Origin of the sequence: Nostoc sp. KVJ20, assembly GCF_001712795.1 — a bacterium.
Classification (GTDB): domain Bacteria; phylum Cyanobacteriota; class Cyanobacteriia; order Cyanobacteriales; family Nostocaceae; genus Nostoc.
Map to the genome: position 1 here is coordinate 34449 of NZ_KV757572.1, position 20693 is coordinate 55141.

Annotated in this window: 18 protein-coding genes, 1 tRNA gene and 3 pseudogenes; 20 read left to right on the plus strand and 2 right to left on the minus strand. The window is 40.0% G+C overall.

Translation table 11 applies throughout. The features are described 5' to 3' along the window. Nucleotides 1-32 precede the first annotated feature (32 nt). Nucleotides 33-104, minus strand: a tRNA-Thr gene (locus A4S05_RS06320). 251 nt (nucleotides 105-355) lie between these two features. Between A4S05_RS06320 and argF the strand changes: the two genes are divergently transcribed. From argF to A4S05_RS06355, 9 genes and pseudogenes are all read left to right on the plus strand, one after another. Beyond that, nucleotides 356-1276: an ornithine carbamoyltransferase gene (gene argF, locus A4S05_RS06325; RefSeq protein WP_069068978.1), complete on the plus strand. Its 921-nt coding sequence runs from the start codon at nucleotides 356-358 to the stop codon at nucleotides 1274-1276. Between the two features lie 211 nt (nucleotides 1277-1487). After that, on the plus strand, nucleotides 1488-2093 hold the full coding sequence (gene lexA / locus A4S05_RS06330) for a transcriptional repressor LexA (protein WP_069068979.1): 606 nt from the start codon (nucleotides 1488-1490) through the stop codon (nucleotides 2091-2093). Nucleotides 2094-2234: 141 nt separating this feature from the next. After that, on the plus strand, nucleotides 2235-3707 hold the full coding sequence (locus tag A4S05_RS06335) for a DNA phosphorothioation system restriction enzyme (protein WP_069068980.1): 1473 nt from the start codon (nucleotides 2235-2237) through the stop codon (nucleotides 3705-3707). A gap of 326 nt (nucleotides 3708-4033) precedes the next feature. Beyond that, nucleotides 4034-4207, plus strand: coding sequence for a hypothetical protein (locus A4S05_RS41375; protein ID WP_176726931.1), 174 nt, complete (start codon nucleotides 4034-4036; stop codon nucleotides 4205-4207). After that, nucleotides 4204-6276: an AAA family ATPase gene (locus A4S05_RS06340; protein WP_069068981.1), complete on the plus strand. Its 2073-nt coding sequence runs from the start codon at nucleotides 4204-4206 to the stop codon at nucleotides 6274-6276. The genes A4S05_RS41375 and A4S05_RS06340 overlap by 4 nt, the downstream gene beginning before the upstream one ends. Nucleotides 6277-6303: 27 nt before the next feature. After that, nucleotides 6304-6423 (plus strand): annotated as a pseudogene (locus A4S05_RS43015) (Uma2 family endonuclease); the annotation flags it as partial. Nucleotides 6424-6458: 35 nt separating this feature from the next. Beyond that, nucleotides 6459-7010 (plus strand): Uma2 family endonuclease, encoded by a 552-nt coding sequence (locus A4S05_RS06345; RefSeq protein WP_069068982.1) that lies wholly within the window; start codon nucleotides 6459-6461, stop codon nucleotides 7008-7010. A gap of 94 nt (nucleotides 7011-7104) precedes the next feature. Continuing rightward, nucleotides 7105-7575, plus strand: coding sequence for a DNA phosphorothioation-associated protein 4 (locus tag A4S05_RS06350; protein ID WP_069068983.1), 471 nt, complete (start codon nucleotides 7105-7107; stop codon nucleotides 7573-7575). Nucleotides 7576-7606: 31 nt separating this feature from the next. Further along, nucleotides 7607-8548, plus strand: a pseudogene (locus tag A4S05_RS06355) (HNH endonuclease). Here the strand turns inward: A4S05_RS06355 and A4S05_RS06360 are convergent. Further along, entirely contained in the window at nucleotides 8549-10147 is a 1599-nt protein-coding gene (locus tag A4S05_RS06360; protein ID WP_069068984.1) for a DGQHR domain-containing protein, read from the minus strand. Nucleotides 10148-10301: 154 nt separating this feature from the next. Here A4S05_RS06360 and dndC point away from each other — a divergent pair, with 154 nt between their 5' ends. The 11 genes and pseudogenes from dndC (at nucleotide 10302) to A4S05_RS06415 (ending at nucleotide 20545) form a co-directional block, all read left to right on the plus strand. Beyond that, nucleotides 10302-11945 carry a DNA phosphorothioation system sulfurtransferase DndC gene (gene dndC / locus A4S05_RS06365; RefSeq protein ID WP_069068985.1) on the plus strand — a complete coding sequence of 548 codons (1644 nt, stop codon included), beginning with the start codon at nucleotides 10302-10304 and terminating at the stop codon, nucleotides 11943-11945. 86 nt (nucleotides 11946-12031) lie between these two features. Then, complete coding sequence (locus A4S05_RS06370) at nucleotides 12032-12652, plus strand: Uma2 family endonuclease (RefSeq protein ID WP_069068986.1); 621 nt, start codon at nucleotides 12032-12034, stop codon at nucleotides 12650-12652. A gap of 354 nt (nucleotides 12653-13006) precedes the next feature. Then, entirely contained in the window at nucleotides 13007-14992 is a 1986-nt protein-coding gene (dndD, locus tag A4S05_RS06375) for a DNA sulfur modification protein DndD (protein ID WP_069068987.1), read from the plus strand. 91 nt (nucleotides 14993-15083) lie between these two features. Next, nucleotides 15084-15347 carry a hypothetical protein gene (locus A4S05_RS06380; protein WP_069068988.1) on the plus strand — a complete coding sequence of 88 codons (264 nt, stop codon included), beginning with the start codon at nucleotides 15084-15086 and terminating at the stop codon, nucleotides 15345-15347. Further along, nucleotides 15344-15691, plus strand: a pseudogene (locus A4S05_RS44155) (type II toxin-antitoxin system PemK/MazF family toxin). The gene A4S05_RS06380 and the pseudogene A4S05_RS44155 overlap by 4 nt, the downstream one beginning before the upstream one ends. Before the next feature lie 30 nt (nucleotides 15692-15721). Continuing rightward, nucleotides 15722-16108: a DNA sulfur modification protein DndE gene (gene dndE, locus A4S05_RS06390; RefSeq protein ID WP_069068989.1), complete on the plus strand. Its 387-nt coding sequence runs from the start codon at nucleotides 15722-15724 to the stop codon at nucleotides 16106-16108. 51 nt (nucleotides 16109-16159) lie between these two features. Next, the gene (locus A4S05_RS06395) at nucleotides 16160-17617 is read left to right on the plus strand and encodes a DNA phosphorothioation-associated putative methyltransferase (RefSeq protein ID WP_069068990.1); all 1458 of its coding nucleotides are present in this window, start codon (nucleotides 16160-16162) and stop codon (nucleotides 17615-17617) included. Between the two features lie 242 nt (nucleotides 17618-17859). After that, nucleotides 17860-19152, plus strand: a complete 1293-nt coding sequence (locus tag A4S05_RS06400; protein ID WP_176726932.1) for an AmpG family muropeptide MFS transporter — start codon at nucleotides 17860-17862, stop codon at nucleotides 19150-19152. Beyond that, nucleotides 19137-19559: a hypothetical protein gene (locus A4S05_RS06405; protein ID WP_069068991.1), complete on the plus strand. Its 423-nt coding sequence runs from the start codon at nucleotides 19137-19139 to the stop codon at nucleotides 19557-19559. The genes A4S05_RS06400 and A4S05_RS06405 overlap by 16 nt, the downstream gene beginning before the upstream one ends. Before the next feature lie 229 nt (nucleotides 19560-19788). Beyond that, nucleotides 19789-19980: a hypothetical protein gene (locus tag A4S05_RS06410; protein WP_069068992.1), complete on the plus strand. Its 192-nt coding sequence runs from the start codon at nucleotides 19789-19791 to the stop codon at nucleotides 19978-19980. A 16-nt stretch (nucleotides 19981-19996) separates the two neighbouring features. Next, nucleotides 19997-20545, plus strand: a complete 549-nt coding sequence (locus tag A4S05_RS06415; RefSeq protein ID WP_069068993.1) for a GNAT family N-acetyltransferase — start codon at nucleotides 19997-19999, stop codon at nucleotides 20543-20545. Nucleotides 20546-20693: the final 148 nt, after the last annotated feature.

A 20693-nucleotide genomic window follows, 5' to 3' on the forward strand; every position in this document is an offset into this window, starting at 1 on the left:
CAGTAAGTACTGAAATTTTTATATGTATTTTAAGCCAGCAGCGGGATTTGAACTCGCGACCTTCCGATTACAAGTCGGATGCACTACCACTGTGCTATGCTGGCAGGTTTAGCGATTGCTCTTAAATAGCAACCACAATTTATTATTGTACCATAATCAATTTATTTGTCTAGGTGCGATCGCTAAAATTATTTCCCTCTGACTAGATTGGGCTATGAAATCCGAAAGTTTGGCAAAAGCTAACTCAAATCCTGGGCTGAACCCAAAAATATCTAGTCGGCTCTAAAACTGTATTTTCTTGGCACGGCTGAATAAAGGAACGGAAATATATAATTATTTTTTACAGATTACAAGCATGGCAGCATTGCTCGGACGAGATTTATTAAGTCTGGCGGACATCAGTCCTACGGAACTTCAAGAACTCCTGGAATTGGCAACTCAACTTAAATCGCAACAGTTGAAGTTGCATTGTAATAAGGTTTTGGGGTTGTTGTTCTCCAAAGCTTCAACTCGCACGCGGGTAAGTTTTACTGTGGCGATGTACCAACTGGGTGGACAGGTAATCGATCTCAACCCTAATGTCACTCAAGTTAGTCGCGGGGAACCTTTACAGGATACGGCGCGGGTGTTGGATCGATATCTGGATATTTTGGCAATTCGCACTTTTGCACAGCAAGATTTGGAAACTTTTGCTCATTATGCCAAGATTCCCGTGATTAATGCGCTTACTGATGCAGAACACCCCTGTCAGGTATTAGCTGATTTATTGACGATTCAAGAAAGCTTTAACACCCTTGCTGGGTTAACTTTAACCTACGTGGGTGATGGGAATAATGTAGCTAATTCTCTGATGTTGGGCTGTGCTTTGGTGGGGATGAATGTCAGAATTGCTACTCCTAGCGGATATGAGCCAGATTCTAAGATTGTAGAGCAAGCAAGAGCGATCGCTAACAACAAAACTGAAGTCCTCCTCACTCACGATCCAGAATTAGCTGCAAAGGGTTCTGCTGTACTTTACACTGATGTTTGGGCAAGTATGGGACAAGAAGCAGAAGCCGATAACCGGATGCCAATTTTCCAGCCTTACCAAATTTCGGAGCAGTTATTGAGCCTTGCTGACCCAGAGGCAATTGTTTTACACTGCTTACCAGCCCATCGCGGTGAAGAAATTACCGAGGTAGTTATTGAAGGTTCCCAATCACGAGTTTGGGAACAGGCAGAAAATCGCCTCCATGCCCAAAAGGCTTTGCTTGCGAGTATTTTAGGAGCAGAGTAGGGAATAGGGCACAGGGTATAGGGTATAGTTTTCTTGCTTGTAACCTGTACCCTCTAATCCTGTAACCTGTAATATTCTTATTTGTCAAAAGGTAAAAGAAAAGAAAATAATTTTGCTTTTGCCTTTCATATTTTTACTTTTCTCTTGTTATGGGGAGTTTTTTGTAGTACTAATGTTCTAGAGACATTTATAATTACTTCCCACAAAATTTATGGAACGTCTAACGGAAGCTCAACAAGAACTTTACGAATGGTTAGCAGAATACATCCGATCGCACCAGCATTCGCCTTCAATTAGGCAAATGATGCAAGCGATGAACTTGAAGTCACCAGCACCAATTCAAAGCCGCTTGGAACATTTACGCACTAAAGGATATATAGAATGGACTGAAGGACAAGCGCGAACAATTCGGATTTTGCGTCCTGTGAAACAAGGTGTACCAATTTTGGGCACGATCGCTGCTGGTGGTTTAATAGAACCGTTTACTGATGCTGTAGATCATTTAGACTTTTCTAATTTCGATTTACCTCCCCAAACTTACGCTTTGCGGGTAGCTGGCGATAGCATGATTGAAGATTTAATTACTGATGGCGATGTGGTATTTCTGCGTCCAGTAGCAGAACCAAATCATTTAAAAAATGGTACTATCGTCGCCGCCAGAGTTGATGGATTTGGTACAACATTAAAACGTTTTTATCGCCAAGGCGATCGCGTCACCCTCAAACCGGCAAATTCTAAGTACAATCCCATTGAAGTCAGTGCTATGCAAGTACAGGTGCAAGGTTCACTCATTGGTGTTTGGCGTGGTTACAACTGAATTGGGGAATGGGGCATGGGGCATGGGGCATGGGGGAGAAGAACTCTGAACTCCTCACTCAGAACTCCAATGCCCAACACCCAATGCCCAATGCCCACCCAATGCCCAATGCCCAATGCCCAATGCCCATTTGCTTAAAATATGTACCTGACGCAAAATTCAGTGCAACAACTGCCCACTTTCCGGTTGAAATTACCATTTGCAAGGGAAAGTAAGGGCAGTTATCACACGCAACCATTACCAGGATGCCCAAGAATGCCTCCGTCTCTGCAATTGCGGCAATATCAGCGCCAAGCGATCGCTAGCTGGTTTACCAACAATGGCAGAGGCACGCTGAAAATGGCTACTGGTAGTGGTAAAACGATTACCGCATTAGCGATCGCTTGTGAATTATATCAGCAGATTAATTTACAAGTTCTGGTGGTGGTGTGTCCCTACCGCCATCTTGTCACCCAATGGGCGCGAGAATGCGAAAAATTTAATTTGCAACCCATTTTAGCCTTTGAGAATTTACGCACTTGGCAAAGTCAGCTTTCTACCCAAATTTATAATCTGCGTTCTGGTTCTCAACGGTTTGTTACTGTCATTACTACGAACTCTACTTTAATTGGAGATGGGTTTCAGTCTCAACTCAAATATTTTCCCGCCAAAACTCTAATTATTGGAGATGAAGCCCATAATTTAGGCGCACCCAAGCTAGAAGAAAGTTTACCGCGTAGTGTTGGGTTGAGGCTGGCTTTATCTGCCACACCGGAGAGGTATTTTGATGATTTTGGCACGCAATCTCTATTTGATTATTTTGGCCCAGTTCTGCAACCAGAGTTTACTTTGAGGGATGCGATCGCTCAAGGTGCGTTAGTACATTACCTCTATTATCCGGTACTGGTAGAGTTAACTGAAGCCGAAAGTATTGCCTATTTAAAGTTAACTAAAAGAATTGGGCGATCGCTACTTTATCGCGATCGAGAAAATGGCGGAAATTTTGAAGACAATGAAGATTTAAAACCGTTGTTAATGCAAAGAGCAAGATTAATTGGTGCGGCGGAAAATAAATTAAATGCTTTGCGGGATTTAATGATTACTCGCCGCGAAACTACTCACACTCTTTTTTATTGTAGTGATGGTTCCCAAGATGCGGGACAACGTTCATCTCTACGCCAACTCAAAGCTGTTGCTAAAATTCTCGGAGTAGATTTAGGTTACAAGGTAAGCACTTATACGGCTCAAACAACTTTACAAGAAAGGGAAATATTGCGCCATCAATTTGAAAGTGGAGAGTTGCAAGGTTTAGTCGCAATTCGTTGTTTAGATGAAGGTGTTGATATTCCAGCAATTCAAACTGCGGTGATTTTATCAAGTTCTGGAAATCCTCGCCAATTTATCCAGCGACGGGGGCGAGTTTTACGTCCTCATCCGGGTAAGGAACGCGCCACTATATTTGACATGATTGTTTTGCCACCAGATTTAGATCTAGAAACTATCGAAGTTGAGCGCAATTTATTGAAAAAGGAATTGCGTCGCTTTGTAGAATTTGCTGATTTAGCTGATAATGCAGGTGTTGCAAGAATGAAGTTACTTGATTTACAAAAGCGCTATGGTTTATTAGATATTTGATGATGAACTATGTAGTTGTATTTTTTTGTAAAAATTTTCAAGTTTTGAAAAAACAAGCATTAAGTATGAAATAATTAAATTATGAATTAGATGATAATGGAACGTAACTGTCTTTAAAAATTTCACTTACATCCCATTATGATCTAGATTTTAATATTAACAATATCAGAATATCATTCAATAATAAAGTCTTTTTTCAAAGAAAAGTATAAATTTAAAAAAATAGTTTTTACAAAATTAAAGATAACGCTAACAGTGACTTTACGGTGGTAAATACAGCACTAGACAAAGTTAAAATATGGAAAATCTATATTTCCAAACCGAAGATGTCACAAGATGCGAATATCGATGATGTGCAGGAGCCAATAAACAGCGCTCCGCCGGAGGTGCGGCGAATTATTGAGCGGGTATGGAAGCTGGAAAAAGGCAGACTAGATAAGAAGATAAACAGCCATATAAACGATCATATTTTGGACATTATTAAGGAAGAGGTGCGATGAAGCTGACTTCAATCAAGCTATGCAACTTTCGCTCCTTTTATGGTACGACACCAGAGATGCTCCTCACTGCTGGAGATGTTCAGAACACAACGATTATTCATGGTAATAACGGCTCTGGAAAAACCAGTTTACTAAATGCCTTTACTTGGGTATTATATGAAAAATTTAGTGCAGCATTTGCATCAATAGAACAGTTAGTAAATAAGCGTGCGATCGCAGAAGCTCAAAAAGGTCAAGCTGTAGAATGTTGGGTAGAAATTGGCTGGGAACATGAAGGTAAACGCTATCGAGTTAAACGCGCCTGTCGGGGTTATAAAAACGAAGGTGATTTTGACGCTGGGAAAACTCAATTAACCATGTGGGTTGGTGCAGATGATGGTAAATGGAATATACCAATTCAGCAACCAGACGATATAATTAATCAAATTTTACCCGCTACTTTACATCAATATTTTTTCTTTGACGGCGAACGAATTGAAGAAATAGTCCGTTCTGATAAAAAAGCTGAAATTGCCGAAGCTACAAAAATTTTCTTGGGTGTGGAAGTAATCAACCGTTCCATCAGACATTTGGGAGATGCTAAAAAAACTCTAGAAAATGAGTTAAAAGCTATTGGTGATTCTGAAACCAAACAGCTATTACGACAGCAAGAAAAGATAGAACGCGAACGTGAACGCATTATCAAACGGCAAACTGAAATTAAAGAAGAGTTAGAATATCAACAAACTTTTAAAAAAGAGACAAGCAACCGTTTGCGAGAACTGAGTGCAGCTAAGGAATTACAAGAAAGATGGCAGGATTTAGAATCACAGAAAGCGGCAAATCAAGAAGAATATAAAAAAACGAAGGAAGCGCTGAAAAAAGTTATTTCCGCGCGGGGTTATACAGTTTTACTCTCAGAAACTACAGCACAATTTCGAGGAATTATAAATGATTTGAAGGCGCGAGGCGAGTTAACATCAGGAATTTCGCGGGAATTTGTCAGTGATTTACTCAATTCTCAACGCTGCATTTGTGGCGCAGAATTACACGCGGGTAATCATTCTCATAGGCATGTAAGTAATTGGTTAAATAAAGCCGGTTCCTCGGCGGTAGAAGAAACTGCAATTCGGATGATAGCTCAAGTAGACGAAATTGATAAGCAAGCTATAGGATTTTGGGAAGAGGTTGATAGAGAACAAAGTAGAATTAATCAGTTAAGGCAAAGCATATCTCAGATTGAAGGCGATTTAGACAATATTCAAGAACGCTTGCGAAAAGATGCTAATGAAGAAATTAGCAGTTTACAAAAACGTTTAGATGAAATTGAAAATAAAATTGATGAATTAAATCGAGAACAGGGTGCAAATCAGCAGCAAATTGCTCAACTCACAACTGAAATTGAAGGTTTAAACAAACAAATCGCCAAGCAAAAGCTGAATGAAGATAAGCAAACTTTAGCACAGCGACGAATTAACGCCACTCAAGATGCAATCGAACGGTTAACGGAAGTTAGAAATCGTCAAGAACAACAATTTCGTCTGCAACTAGAAAAGCGAGTACAAGAGATATTCACGGAAATTTCTGTAACTCCATACATTCCTAAAATTAGCGATAAATATGAACTGACATTAGTAGAAAATACTACAGGTGTGGAAGCGCCAGTTGCAGCTTCTACCGGGGAGAATCAAATTCTCAGTTTATCTTTTATAGCCAGCATCATTGACAAAGTGCGGGAATGGAGTGAGAAACGAAAAATGATGATGATTCCCGATAGTAGTACTTTCCCAATTGTGATGGATTCGCCGTTTGGAAGTTTGGATGAAAATTCGCGGCGACACATTGCGAAGACAATTCCCCAATTAGCGAATCAGTTGATAGTTTTAGTTACTAAAACTCAATGGCGGGGTGAAGTAGAAGCAGAAATTACAAACAGAATTGGTAGAGAATATGTGCTTACGTATTATTCTTCTAAGCCAGATTGCGAACAAGATTATATTGAGTTGAGTGGGGAAAGATATCCTTTGGTGAAACAAAGTCCGAACGAGTTTGAGTATACTGAAATTATCGCGGTTGAACGTAATCTTTAAAGGATAAAGTTATGGTTGCGAGTCAAGAATGATAGAGGACTCTGGGAATTACACCCTTACGAAGAAGGGGATGAAGTTCATTTCACTAGTGTTGATTTTCACTTTCCTATTTCTTTGGTGGATGAGGACGTTCAATTTCCTATTTAAATTAGGATTATCCTAGATTCATAGTTAGGGGTTTTATGAGTATTAAAACTGAAGCAACTATTGAAGATTTGTACCATTTACCTGACAATTGTAAAGCAGAGATTGTCAATGGAAAATTGGTGTTGATGTCTCCAACTGGATTTTCACCAGGACGTGCAGGTGGTGAAATTTATGCAAGTTTACGGGATTATGAACGTCTGAAAAAAAGTGGTTATGCTTTGCCTGATAATGTCGGTTTTATTGTCAATCTTCCTAACCGCCGTTCTTTAAGTCCTGATGCTGCGTTTTATACTAGCAAACCTACAGGCGGAAAGTTTCTTAATGGTGCGCCTGTGTTTGCTGCTGAGGTGCGAAGTGAAAATGATTACGGTGATAAGGCTGAGGAAGAAATGGCTAATAAACGCCGTGATTATTTTGCGGCTGGTACATTGGTAGTTTGGGATGTAGACGTACTCAAAGAGGAAGTTATTAGAGTATATCGCGCTAGTAAACCTGATGAATTGCAAGTGTATCACCGTGGTGAGGTGGCTGAAGCTGAACCCGCAGTGCCAGGATGGACTATGTTAGTAGATAATTTGTTTGTTTAAGCGATCGCTCACATACTAGTATAAAATAATGCGTCAATAATTACTATTACTTTTGACTTTCGGTTAAAATAGCAACAATGTAGATATTAAAACAATGGCTGCAAATAGAATCAGGGTTGCTAAAGATAAGGCTGAGTTGGTGAAATCTCTAGTCGCATCAAAAGACACAACTGGGCCTTTTCAGACTTATGTAGAAGTTATGGTGTTTGCAGCAGCATTGGGCGTTAAAAATAAAAAGCGCGTTCCTTTGGGGGAAACTACAAAAAGAGAACCATCTCCAATTCCACAAGAAAATTTTGCTTCATTGGGTTATGACCTAATCATTAAATTATTAGGAATCACTGAAACTAAAGATATCAACATACTCTCATCTAGAGAAGAACAAGATGAAGATAAACGTACTCAAATATTTGAAGAGTATGCTAATGCAGGGCTGGAAATTTTACAAAGTGAGTTGCGCGGTTCTGTTGACTACTCAGAACGACTTCTATTAGTTCTTATTTCTGAAAAAGGAACAAAAGAACAGCTAGAAGAAGAATTTGACCTCAGTAAATTCTTAAATTGATTTTTTCGCTTGCTTAATTAAGTTATTAAATATGAAAAATCTAGCATATTATTGCAAACGCTTTGCTGAATTAAATGTGAGTAGTAGCCGGAAGCGTGGTAATGCTCAATATAAACCAATATTACTTTTATCTGTAATTGATTTAATTGCACGAGGTGTTATTACTACTAACGAGATTCGGGTTTCAGACGAATTAGTTCAAATATTTGAGAGGTATTGGAATGTAATCGGTTCTCCATCTTACAAAGGTGGTTTACACTATCCTTTCTTTCATATGCAAAATGAAGGCTTTTGGTACTTGAAATTTAAGCCTGAATTTAATGGGTTACAGCCAAAAACAATTAACAAGCTAAAGGAGGCTGTTGAATACGCATATCTAGACAGTGAATTATTTAACTTTTTGCAAGATGAGTTTTGCAGAAAAGAACTAATTGATGCACTTGTGGCAGCTTTCTTTTCTGATAATGAAAATGATTTAGAAGCTATTTTACAAATAAATTAAACCTTTCAAGATGACGCAGTAAATATAGAAAAAATAATTGAAACAGGCAATTTAGAGCCTAATCCAAGATGGAGTTTGAAACGAGCAGTTATTAGAAACGCTTTTTTTAGGAAAGCAATTGTACACGTTTATGACTACAGATGTGCTTTTTGTAGATTGAAAGTAACTAAAAAAGTAAATCAAAATATTGTGGATGGTGCACATATCAAGCCATTTTCACAATTTTATGATAATAAAATTCATAATGGAATTGCTCTTTGTAAAAATCATCATTGGGCATTTGATAGGGGTTGGTTTGCTGTAGATGAGCAATACAAAATTATAGTTAGTAATGATTTGGAAGAAGCATCTCCCCATGCTAAACCTATGAAAGATTTTCATGGTGAAATAATACTTCTACCAAATACAGAGAAATACTTTCCAGAACTGGAAGCGTTGCAATGGCATCGCCAAAATATATTTCAAGCATAATTACAAGACAGGTGGAAGTCCTACTGCTTTTGGTTCAACAAATTTGCCATCAAAACCTATAGTTTTATCTTCCAGAGTCCTAGCATCAGCCAAAGCCTTACGAAGTTCAGCACGTTCCATCTGTTCCTGAATTCCACCCAGGATGTAAACCAATAACTTCGCCGCCAAATCTCGTCCAGCAACCTGCACCCGCTTTTTATTTGGGTCATATAAAACCCCATACCAGAGAGATTGGGGATATTCCATACCACTAAAACCACCTTGCTGGTCAAACTTCCGCAGTTTCTTGAAAATATCTGCCAGAGAAAAACCTTTTTTAAAAACCAAAATTCCCAAAGCTTGCGCTAATGCAACTTGAGCAACTGGACGGAAAAGCATATTTCCTTCACCTCCATCTTTCTCAAAGCTGAAGCGCCGTAAAGCTGGTGTATCCTCGTGTTCTAAAATCTTATAACTAGAAAGACTAGCCAAAGAATCAAATAGCTTTCTAAATTCCTCAATTCCCTGCTCAAGTTCTTCATCCTCTGGACGCATGGGAATTAGACCTTTCTCCAAAGGTTTCCAGTGAGGGAACTTTTGAGCCAAATAGCGCTCAGACATATCTTGTAGAGCTTGCAATGTCGTCAAAACTGTAGAATTGGAAGCGACTGTTGCACTATTCCAATTAACACGAGGATTGCGATCTTGTCGTTGTTCTAATAGTGGATGTGTAACTGCAATTTTTCTAGCAACGATCGCAAAACCATCATCTTCATTCAACTGTGTTAGTTGCCCTTTAGTCAAGGGTGCAGCCATCAGGTTGACATGAACAAAAATTGACCTCACCCTACGCCTCGCCTCGGTGCGAGTTTCCCCAGCCGCTACCGCACAGATGAACTCAATACCAATTTTTTCCTTGGGTAAATTTTGTAAGTAAGCAAGGTCTACTTGGTACTTTTCTATCAAATCATTGACTGTAATAAAACTGTCATCAGCACCTTTATCTTTTTTATAGCGCTGGAGTTTACGAGTTTTAATTAACTCCATCAACCCCTGTACACCCATTAATCGGTGTTGACCATCTAGTGCATAAATGGTTACATCATCCTCAGAAATATTTAGCAGACCTACTTTAGCGTCTTTATCTAAGGGTATAAAATCAGTAGTAGACTTTGTGGCGCGTCCTTCGCTATCCCACTCAGCAGCTTTGGGATTATCCACCCACGGTTGATTAATTACTACTAGCACTGGCGGAAACTTGTGATTTTGTCTAGCCGCTAAATACTGCACTAGCGGTGCTTGACGTGACCAATCAAGGGGACGCTGCTGAATTTCGTCAATACTATCCGCATCAATTTCGACATTATCAGTCTCAGGATTATACTTTTTTTGAAACAGAGGTAAGCCAGAGGCGAAGTGAACCCGGCCTGCAAACCATTCCAGGGTAACAGAGCTAACATAAGCCTCAGTACCACCCATTTCGGTTTTTTGAACAAGAATCTGATCTTTTCTCCCTAAAAACTTCTCTAGGAGTAAAGCTAGTACCTGTTTTTCCTTATTTTCTCGTTCCAGGTACTCTCTAGCGATGTCAGCCGTTGGGTCAGATGCACTATCTTTCATGTTAAATTTTAAAAACAGAATAAGATTATGTCGTTTAATTATCCAAAAAATTGGATATTAGTAGTAAAGTTTTTAAAAACTTTTTTCAACGTATTTCGTAGATTTTGTCTGTGTAGCCCGAATATTAAGCCAGTGTTTCCAGAGAGAAGGAGAAATGACTACAGCACAACAACCAGAAAAGACAGTTCAGCAAACACGTACTGTAGCAGAGTTAGTGGACTACATCCAAGCTCTCACCATTGAAATTCAAGAATTGTATTGTTTAGATGAGATACCTTGGGTAGTAGGCTATTCGGGCGGCAAAGATAGTACTGCTACTTTACAGCTTATCTGGAATGCGATCGCAGCCCTACCAGTTGAAAAGCGAAAAAAGACTATTCATGTTATTACAACTGACACATTAGTAGAAAACCCTGTAGTCTCTGTTTGGGTACGCAAATCCTTAGAAAGGATGAAGGTTGCTGCTCAAGAACAGAAAATGCCCATTGAGCCACATTTATTACACCCAGAAATCAAAGAGACATTTTGGGTCAGCTTGATTGGTAAAGGTTATCCAACGCCGCGAGGAAAATTTCGTTGGTGTACAGACCGTCTGAAAATTCATCCTTCTAACCACTTTATCCGTGATGTAGTTAGAGTAAATGGGGAAGTTATTCTTGTTTTAGGTACGCGCAAAGCTGAAAGCATTAAACGTGCTATCTCAATGGAAAAACATCAAGCAGGTAGCCTAAAAGATCGTCTAATTTCTGATTCAAGCTCACCAACATCTCTGCTTTACCATAGTGCAAGCTTACCTAATTCTTTAATTTATAGCCCTATTGAAGATTGGCGTACTGATGAAGTTTGGATTTACTTAAATCAGTGGCAAAATCCTTGGGGATATAGCAACAAAGACTTGTTCACCATGTATCGAGGTGCTACAGCAGATAATGAATGTCCTCTAGTTGTAGATACTTCGACTGCTAGCTGTGGTGATTCTCGATTTGGGTGCTGGGTTTGCACAATTGTTAGTAAAGATAAATCGATGGAGGCAATGATTCAAAATGATGAAGAAAAAGAATGGATGCAGCCTCTATTAGATATCCGTAATGAATTAGATAATAGAGATGACCGCGATAAAAGAGACTTCCGTCGCATCTGGGGAGAAGTCCAACTTTTTGAACGTCATGTAGATGGCGAAACCTCTATTGAACCAATTCACGGCCCCTATACCAAATATTGGCGGGAACATTGGCTCAGACGATTATTAGAAGCGCAAACAAAAACCCGTCGGACAGCGCCAGAAAATATGCGCGACATCACCCTAATTACTCTAGAAGAAATGAGCGAAATTCGCCGCATTTGGCTAGAAGAAAAACACGAATTTGATGATAGCTTACCCCGGATTTATCAAGAAGTGACAGGCGAAGAATTTCAAGACCCCCGCCCTGGTGCTGACTATAGCCTACTAGGTCGTGATGAATGGATAGTATTAGAAGAAATCTGTGAAGGTGACGCGATGCACTTGGAACTCATGGCGAAATTGTTAGACACAGAACGCCAGTATCGCAAAAAAACTCGTCGCGTGGGAATATACGATACTTTAGAAAAATGCTTTAATACGAGTTCCCGTTCTCCAGAAGATGCGATTAAAAATGCTCGTTTGAAACGCGAATTAAGCGAAGCAGTTAGTCAAGGTGATGTTGCAAAAGTCAAGCAGATGACTTTGGGCGATGTTGCAGCAATCAATGAAGTAGATGAAGGTAAAAGTGAAAGTGATGAAGAGGTAACTTGGGCAAGTATGAAATTTAAAAAGTAAAACTCAGAATAATAGAAGATGGGAGTCAACAAACTGCTTAAAGAACGCTTGACAAAGTTTGATCATCTTAAAACAAGCGAGGTTCTATGATTCAAGCCATACACAAATTAGTAACTTTTGAAGATTTTGCAGCTTGGCGGCCTGAAGGTGGGAGATACGAATTACATGATGGCGTGATTGTTGAAATGGCTCAACCAGTAGGGGATCATGAGGATGTTGTTGGTTTTTTGGCGCTAAATATATCTATCGAAATTGGGCGACAAAAACTTCCTTACTTCATTCCAAAAACTGTATTAGTCAAGCCATTTGAAGGTGAATCAGCTTATTCACCAGACATCTTAATAATCAATCGACCAAATTTAGTGAATGAGCCTTTATGGAAAAAAGAATCAACTGTATCTCAAGCTGCATCTATTCCATTAGTTATTGAAGTTGTTAGTACTAACTGGCGAGATGATTATTACAAAAAATTAGCTGATTATGAAGCTATAGGTATTCCTGAATATTGGATTATAGATTATGCGGCTATAGGTGCTAGGAAGTTTATTGGCAATCCTAAGCTGCCTACTATATCCATTTATCAATTAATTGATGGTGAGTACCAAGTTACTCAATTTAAAGGCGATACCCATATTGTCTCGCCTACTTTCCCAGAATTGAATTTAACCGCCGAACAGATTTTTCAAGCTGGAAGTGTGCAAATCTAGCCACGCTTACCAACACCCAGACAGATGCGATCGCATTTCTTAACAGTTAGTGATGGTATTATCTATATTTCATAGACAATATTTTTTATCAATGCGTCAGACAAAATCATCTAATTAATTTTATCTGATTCCTTTGATCACAAAGTTTCTACTTCTGCGATCGCTGTCGAACTCATGTTAATCTTAGGATGTTTTAAAAGTCGTGATTGATTTATAAAATATTTTACCCCACCCTAACCCTCCCCTTTATAAGGGGAGGGAACTTGATTTTCTTGTTTCCCCCCTTATAAAGGGGGGATTAAGGGGGGTAAAAAATCACACCGTATAACTTTTCAAACACACTCTTAAAAATTAATGATATTTCTTGAACTAGTTCTACAAAACTTTGGCCCCTACAGTGGTAAACAGGTAATCAATCTTAACCCAAAAATTGATGAGGAAAGCTCACACCCAATTATTCTTTTAGGTGGGATGAATGGCGGCGGAAAAACCACCCTTATGGATGCGATTCGTCTCGCCCTTTATGGCCCCCGTGCCCAATGTTCTACCCGTGGTAATTTAAGTTATAGTGATTTTCTCAATCAATGCGTTAACAATAAAATTGATCCAGTTGCAGACACGCGAATTGAATTACTTTTTGAACATATTGAAAACGATAAACCAATAAAATACCGTGTTGTGCGGAGTTGGACAAAAAATCCTAAAGACGGTAAAGATACATTAGGTATTTTAGGTGACAGTGATACATGGCCTGATGCTTTAGTTAATATCTGGGATGAATATATTGAAAATCTCCTGCCATTAGGGATTTCCAACTTATTTCTTTTTGATGGTGAACAAGTTAAAGAACTCGCAGAACAGGAAACACCACCACCAGTTGTAGTAGACGCAATTCGTGGACTTTTAGGTTTAGAGTTAGCAGATCGTTTAGCAGTTGATTTAGATATTTTAGTTAACCGTAAACTTAAAGAAGTTGGTAATAGTAAGGATTTAGCAAACCTAGAGGAGATTGAAACTAGGTTAACCCAACAGCAAGAAGATTATCAAATAACAGAAGATAAATTAGAAACTCTCAAAAATCAGGTAGAAGAATTAGAACAAAAGCAGCAAGAAGCCTTTGATAAATTTATTTCTGAAGGTGGAAAGATTGCAGCAGAACGCAATCAACTAGAACTACAGCAAAATACAAAAACTGCGGAAATTGAACAAGTACGTCAGTCGATGTGTGAATTGGCGGCTGATGTTTTACCTCTGGCATTAATTCCTAATTTACTTAATCAGGCGCAGACACAGGGAGAAAAGGAATTTCGCCATCAACAGATACAAATTTCTAAAGATTTGTTACTTGAACGAGATCAGCGTTTACTCGCTTGGCTAAATCAAGTAGAAATTTCTCCGATACAAGTTGAAAAAATTCAATCATTTTTAATCCAAGATGTAGATAGTTTATATGCAAAGACTCTCCAGACGGAAGCACCTTGGTTATTAGCTGATGATGAAACTTTAAGTCAACTAGATAATCTTATATATCACTTACACAATTCTAAACTTTCTGCAAAAGAAAAATTAGCTATTCTCAAAAATAAAGAAGAAGAAATTCATACTCTGGAAAGACAAGTGCAAACAGCAGCAGCACCCGAAGATTATACAAAGCTGCGTCAAGCATTAGAATCGGCACAAAATCAAGTTGTTGAAGCTAAAGCAAATTACGAAACAATCCGCCATCGTTTAGCTGAATTAGAAACTATTATTGCCAAGTCAAAGAGAGAATTAAGTGATTATACTGTAGAAAATATTAAACATAAAAATAGCGAACATATTATTACCTCAGCAGCGAAAGTTCAAAACACACTCAAGATTTTTCGTGAAAAATTAACTCTGCGAAAACTCAATAAATTAGAGGAAGAAGTTAAAAACTGCTTCCTTTATCTCCTGCATAAATCAGATTTAGTGCATCGTATCACTATTGATACTAAGACTTTTAGCCTTTTGCTTTACGATTTAAATGGTAAACCTGTGCCTAAACATCGTTTATCAGCAGGTGAAAAACAACTACTTGCGATCGCATTCCTCTGGGGTTTAGCCAAAGTCTCTGGACACCGCTTACCAGTAGTAATCGATACGCCATTAGGTAGACTAGACTCCTCTCATCGCAGCAACCTAGTTGAACGTTACTTCCCAGCCGCCAGCCATCAAGTAATTTTGTTATCTACGGATACTGAGATTGGCAAGAAAGAAGTGGAAACACTGCGAGAAAATGAAGCGATCGCACGCGAATACCTCCTAAAATACGACTCCACTACTCGCCAAACAACCATAAAACCAGGATATTTTTGGTAGTAGATATTGTTAAAAATTGGCGGAGTGCGATTTTTCCAACTCTAGATATTTACAATATATATAACGACCTTTGGAAAGTAGATAAGCAAAGATGAACTCACCACATTTACTAAAAATAGAGCGTGATCTACGTGCTTTGTCATTAGAAGAACTAGAATGGGTTTTAGAACTTATCACAAGTCAAGTGCAAGAAAAGAAGCAAATATCAGATAGCTTTACTGATGTTAAATATATGAATGAGCAACTAGCAGCAATGGCTAGTGATTTAGATATACAGTCAGAAATCGCCTCTATAAATAATGAATTTAGTGTTACAGAAATGGATGGGCTAAAAAAGGGTTTAACAAAGTGGTGAGCATTGAGAGAGGACAAATTTATTTTATAAATCTTAATCCAGTGCGTGGACGAGAACAAGCAGGAACACGACCAGTTTTAGTGTTATCTATAGACGCTATCAACCAATTACCTTTGGTTGTAACTGTAGTTGTAGGTACGAAAGGAACAAATATTAGGCACGATTATCCAAGCAATATACGAGTATTTCCAAGCGACAGTGGATTGCGACTATAAACAGTGTTTTTATGTTTTCAAATTCGTTCTTTAGATCCAAATCGCTTTCCTGCTGATCCATCTGGCAAACTTTCTGACTCCAAGATGCTTGAAGTCGAAACTGCGGTTCGCTACTGTTTGGGTTTATGAGCGAAAACTATCTCAATTTTTAGGAAGATTATGGAATCCCCAATCGAAAGAATAAAACTCTCCCAAACAGCTAAAGAGCAACTTACCAAACTTAAGCGCAGCACCAAAATCGACCAATGGAATATCTTATGTCGTTGGGCATTTTGTCGTTCCCTCGCAGAAGCAACCACACCCTCCCCCGTTCCAATCCCCCAAGATAGCAACGTCGAAATGAGTTGGCGTGTCTTTGGCGGCGAAATGTCTGATATACTCCTCCTTGCGCTTAAACAACGCTGTCACAATGACGGTTATCCCACCGACAAAGAAACCCTCGCCATCCAATTCCGGTTACATTTGCATCGCGGTATTGGTTACTTAGCAGGCGATCCAAATATCAAGAAAATTGAAGATTTAATTGAACTGGCGGTTAAAAATTGAAAGGATATTAGTTGACTGTTAACTGTTCACTGTTAACTGACAATTAATATTATGCCTGAAGCGCTAGAAATTGAGCGTCATCGAGCTGCGATCGCTCGCCCCGACATCTCTCGCCCTGTACGATTGGCTATAGAAGGGTCAATCCTCAATCAAGACACCACTTTTTTTGATTACGGTTGCGGCTACGGTGGTGATGTTCAGCGAGTAAAAAACTTAGGTTACACCAGCACAGGCTGGGATCCTTACTATTATCCCGATGTACCACGCACCGCCGCCGATGTGGTTAACCTGGGTTATGTCCTCAATGTTATTGAAGACTCAGAGGAACGCCGTCAAAGCTTGATCCAAGCTTGGGAACTCACCGGGAAAGTTTTAATTGTCGCGGCTCAAATACTAATTAACGCTCCCAGCAAAACCCAACTTGCTTACAATGATGGCATTGTGACGCGCCGCAATACTTTTCAGAAATATTACGAACAGCAAGAACTCAAAACTTATATTGATGAAGTCCTAAATGTCGATGCAGTACCGATCGCACTAGGCGTTTACTTTGTTTTTCGAGATGAAGCTGAAAAAGAAAGTTACAAAGCTATCCGCTTCTTTTCTGCGACTTCTACACCGCGAGTCCGTATCCCCACCAAGCGGTTTGAAGACTATCAAGAACAACTGCAACCATTAATGGCTTTCTTTACCAAGCGCGGTAGACTACCTGTGAAAGGGGAATTGGAAAATGAACAGGAATTACTGAGCGAATTTGGTAACTTTCGCCGTGCCTTTGGTGTAGTTTTGCAAGCTACTGATGAGGCTGAATGGGATGCGATCGCTTACCGTCGTTCTCTAGATATCCAAGTTTATCTCGCCCTGACTCACTTTGATAAACGCCCTGCATGGCAGAAGCTAGCGCCAGAAATGCGTCACGATATCAAAGCCTTTTTTAGTAGCTATGAGGAAGCGTGTCTTGTAGCCGACCAAAAACTTTTCAGTTTAGGTAAACCTGGGGTGATTCAAACTGCTTGCGAAAAAAGCAAAATTGGAAAACATACACGCGGTGCGCTTTACGTCCATGTTTCGGTATTAGCAGCACTTGACCCCGTACTACGAATTTGTGAAGGTTGCGCTAGCCGTACTATTGGGCGTATTGATGAAGCCACATTAATTAAATATCACACTGATAAACCGCAAATATCCTATCTGTCTTACCCTGAATTCGATACCGATCCCCATCCGGCGTTAAAAGCCAGCATCGGTATTGATTTAAAAACCCTCTTTGTGACTCATCGAGACTACGAAACTAGAGCAAATCCGCCGATTTTGCACCGGAAGGAAACATTTGTCACCAGCGACTACCCAGGCTACGAAGAATTTGCTAAACTCACCCAACAAGAACAGGAATTAGGATTGCTCAATAGCAAAAGCGACATTGGTACGCGTGAAGGTTGGGAAAAATGCCTCGCCGCATACAGAGTAGAAATCAGGGGACATCAGGTTTATCCAATTCAGGAAAGTTAAGAAAACGCTGACGCTATAAGGTTATCCTGAATTTGTATTTAACCCAAGTAAATCTTGGTAGTTTGTCATGTTTGGGTAAAATCACACAGCGATGGCGAGTTTCAATCCCTGATAGGGATTAATAGGAACTGCTGCCACTCCGATAATCCAAACCCTTATAGGTACTAGTTACATGATATACTTCTGGATTTCCTCGTTGTATTTTATTGATATTTCCTCAAAAGAGGCAAAAATTTGAAAATATGAGGAAAATTAAATCGCTGCTGGGAGTTTTCGGTAGTCGCAAGATGGCGGCTTTATTATTTTTAGGTTTTTCATCGGGTTTACCGTTATTGTTAATCGGTAATACCTTAAAGGCTTGGATGACTGTAGAGAAGGTAGATTTGGCCGCTATTGGTTGGTTTAGCCTTGCGAGTTTGCCTTATTCCTTAAAGTTTTTATGGTCGCCGTTGGTGGACAGGTTCACCTTGCCAGTTTTGGGACGAAGACGGGGTTGGTTAATTTTGACGCAGATTGCTTTGATTGTAGCGATCGCATTCATGGCTTTCCAACAACCCAAACAAGCATTACAGCTACTAGCCATCAACGCCATAGTCATCGCTTTTATCAGTGCAACTCAAGATATTGCCGTTGATGCCTACCGTACCGACGTTTTAGAAAAACTAGAAATGGGGGCTGGTGCAGCCGTTTTTATCTTAGGTTATCGAATTGCCCTATTAGTCGCAGGTGCTTTAGCGTTGATACTTGCTGACCAACTACCTTGGTCATCGGTTTACTTGTTTATGGCAGGGACGATGATAATTGGTATTCTTGCCACCTTATTCGCACCAGAACCCAAAGAAATTAGCCCTCCAGGATCTCTGGCTGATGCTGTCATATTGCCCTTTCAGGAATTTTTTCAACGTCAAGGGATTATTAAAGCTATTTTAATGCTGGCATTCATTACCCTATACAAGCTAGGTGATGCTTTGTTGAGCAATATGACCACGCCTTTTTTGCTGCAAACTGGTTTTACCAAAACCGACATTGGGGCAATTCAAGTGGGGATGGGTTTAATTGCGACGATTGTCGGTGCTTTAGCCGGTGGATCAATTTTGAGTGCTATTGGCATCAATAGATCGCTTTGGGTTTTTGGTATTCTACAAGCAGTAAGTAATTTAGCTTACTTTTTTCTAGCATACATCGGTCAAAACTACCAAGCTATGGTACTTGCCATCAACGTAGAACAATTTTGTGGTGGATTGGGGACAGCAGCCTTTGTTGCCTTTTTGATGAGTCTTTGTAACCAGCGGTTTTCTGCAACTCAATATGCTTTGTTATCCAGCTTAATGGCTGTCAGCCGTGATATTCTGGCGGCCCCTGGAGGCGCGATCGCTCAAAGCACGGGTTGGCCTATATTTTTCTTAATTACCATCGCCGCCGCTGTACCAGGACTACTTCTATTACCAGTATTTGCCCCCTGGAACCCTCAGCCAGTGGCAATATCCAGACCAGGACTTGAGGACGAAGAAGAGGATATATGGGGAATCAAGTAGTTATTGCTGTCGGCACATTCATCCTCTTACTTACCGGTTTATTACTGGGGTATGTTCTCTCGCAGTTAGTTCTGGGATTTCTAGCATTTAACCTCCTAACTTTTTTCGGAACACTCAGCCTAATTTTAATTTTTGGTACACTTTATTACGTTTTATTTTGGCAATTGCGAAGAGAACAATCCCGACCATCAACTCCATCAACCATAAATCAAGGGATACCAACCCAGGTAGACGATGGTGGATCTGATAGCTATCTCAAAAACAGGCTAATCGCTAAATTATCTGGTGACACTGCCGCAGCCGAACGGTTAATTGAACAGGCAAAAGAGACTTATCCTGGGATGCCGGAGAATTGGTATTGCGAAAGAGTACTCGATGACTTGGAGAGCGATCGCCAGAGGGAGTAGGGGAAGCAACAAGAGAGGGGAAAAGGTTAAAGGTTAAAGGGAAAAGGAATAAATTTAATCTTTCCCTTTTTCCCCTTACCCCTTACCCATTCCTCTTTACCCTTCTTACCCATGCCCAATTTCCAATGCCCCATTCCCATGCACAGAAAATTGCTAAAATAAATCAAGAATACTTCACAAATCTTTAGCTAGGTTCTCATCAAAGTTCCTAGCTTCTTGCAATTAAAATATGGCTATTTTTCGTCAATACATCGCTCCACTGCTTGTAGTACTGGTATTTGTCTTTGCCTTAGTGGCAGTCAGCGCCCGGATCTTTTTACCGTCCGATATGGCAGCACCCGCACCAATTGAAGAGGTACAAGTAACTTCTCAACGTACTCCCACTGATTTACCTCCAGCAGCACATAACTTAGCTAGCTAAGTCAATAAACATCAGCGTGTCTGAGCAACTATTACCTGGATATATTATTCGCCGTGGCTCCCTTTTGGAGCGATCGCTGCTGCTTAAATTTATGCAGCGAACTTACCAGGATCTTTTTCCCAATGAGGATTTTTCCCACCTAGAGCAAACAGTTAAGCAATACTTCTCCAGCGATACGCCCTTGTGGTGGGTAGAAGAGGAGGGGGAGCAGGGGAGCAGGGGAGCAGGGGAGCAGGGGAGCAATAAAGAATCTCTCTCCTCTGCCCCTCTGCCCCTCTGCCCCTCTGCCCCGATAGCTTGCCTCTGGGTGGGCAATGCCATAGATCAAGTACATGGGAACCGTCATGCTCACATTTTTATCCTCTACGTTGTACCAGAACATCGGCGGCGGGGTATTGGTACAGCTTTGATGCGATATGTGGAAAATTGGGCTATTCAAAGAGGCGATCGCCAGATTGGACTGCAAGTGTTTCAATCCAATAAACCCGCATTGAATCTTTACAATCAGTTAGGTTATCAAACCCAATCCATCTGGATGGTAAAATTCCTGAGTGCAGAAAAATAAACTCAAGAATAGCGATAACATACTGTAGCGTATGAGTTATAGAGGTTCTCGTTTGGATAAAACTCAACGAGGAAGAAGGGAAAATGTATAAGAACCCAACTAATATATATAAAGCTTTAACTTATTGGCGCGGGGGATTATGTGTTAA

Bases quoted from the DNA above. Each gene is read 5' to 3' on its own strand.
- argF (WP_069068978.1), top strand. From the start codon at position 356: ATGGCAGCATTGCTCGGACGAGATTTATTAAGTCTGGCGGACATCAGT.
- lexA (WP_069068979.1), top strand. From the start codon at position 1,488: ATGGAACGTCTAACGGAAGCTCAACAAGAACTTTACGAATGGTTAGCA.
- A4S05_RS06335 (WP_069068980.1), top strand. From the start codon at position 2,235: ATGTACCTGACGCAAAATTCAGTGCAACAACTGCCCACTTTCCGGTTG.
- A4S05_RS41375 (WP_176726931.1), top strand. From the start codon at position 4,034: ATGTCACAAGATGCGAATATCGATGATGTGCAGGAGCCAATAAACAGC.
- A4S05_RS06340 (WP_069068981.1), top strand. From the start codon at position 4,204: ATGAAGCTGACTTCAATCAAGCTATGCAACTTTCGCTCCTTTTATGGT.
- A4S05_RS06345 (WP_069068982.1), top strand. From the start codon at position 6,459: ATGAGTATTAAAACTGAAGCAACTATTGAAGATTTGTACCATTTACCT.
- A4S05_RS06350 (WP_069068983.1), top strand. From the start codon at position 7,105: ATGGCTGCAAATAGAATCAGGGTTGCTAAAGATAAGGCTGAGTTGGTG.
- A4S05_RS06360 (WP_069068984.1), bottom strand. From the start codon at position 10,147: ATGAAAGATAGTGCATCTGACCCAACGGCTGACATCGCTAGAGAGTAC.
- dndC (WP_069068985.1), top strand. From the start codon at position 10,302: ATGACTACAGCACAACAACCAGAAAAGACAGTTCAGCAAACACGTACT.
- A4S05_RS06370 (WP_069068986.1), top strand. From the start codon at position 12,032: ATGATTCAAGCCATACACAAATTAGTAACTTTTGAAGATTTTGCAGCT.
- dndD (WP_069068987.1), top strand. From the start codon at position 13,007: ATGATATTTCTTGAACTAGTTCTACAAAACTTTGGCCCCTACAGTGGT.
- A4S05_RS06380 (WP_069068988.1), top strand. From the start codon at position 15,084: ATGAACTCACCACATTTACTAAAAATAGAGCGTGATCTACGTGCTTTG.
- dndE (WP_069068989.1), top strand. From the start codon at position 15,722: ATGGAATCCCCAATCGAAAGAATAAAACTCTCCCAAACAGCTAAAGAG.
- A4S05_RS06395 (WP_069068990.1), top strand. From the start codon at position 16,160: ATGCCTGAAGCGCTAGAAATTGAGCGTCATCGAGCTGCGATCGCTCGC.
- A4S05_RS06400 (WP_176726932.1), top strand. From the start codon at position 17,860: ATGAGGAAAATTAAATCGCTGCTGGGAGTTTTCGGTAGTCGCAAGATG.
- A4S05_RS06405 (WP_069068991.1), top strand. From the start codon at position 19,137: ATGGGGAATCAAGTAGTTATTGCTGTCGGCACATTCATCCTCTTACTT.
- A4S05_RS06410 (WP_069068992.1), top strand. From the start codon at position 19,789: ATGGCTATTTTTCGTCAATACATCGCTCCACTGCTTGTAGTACTGGTA.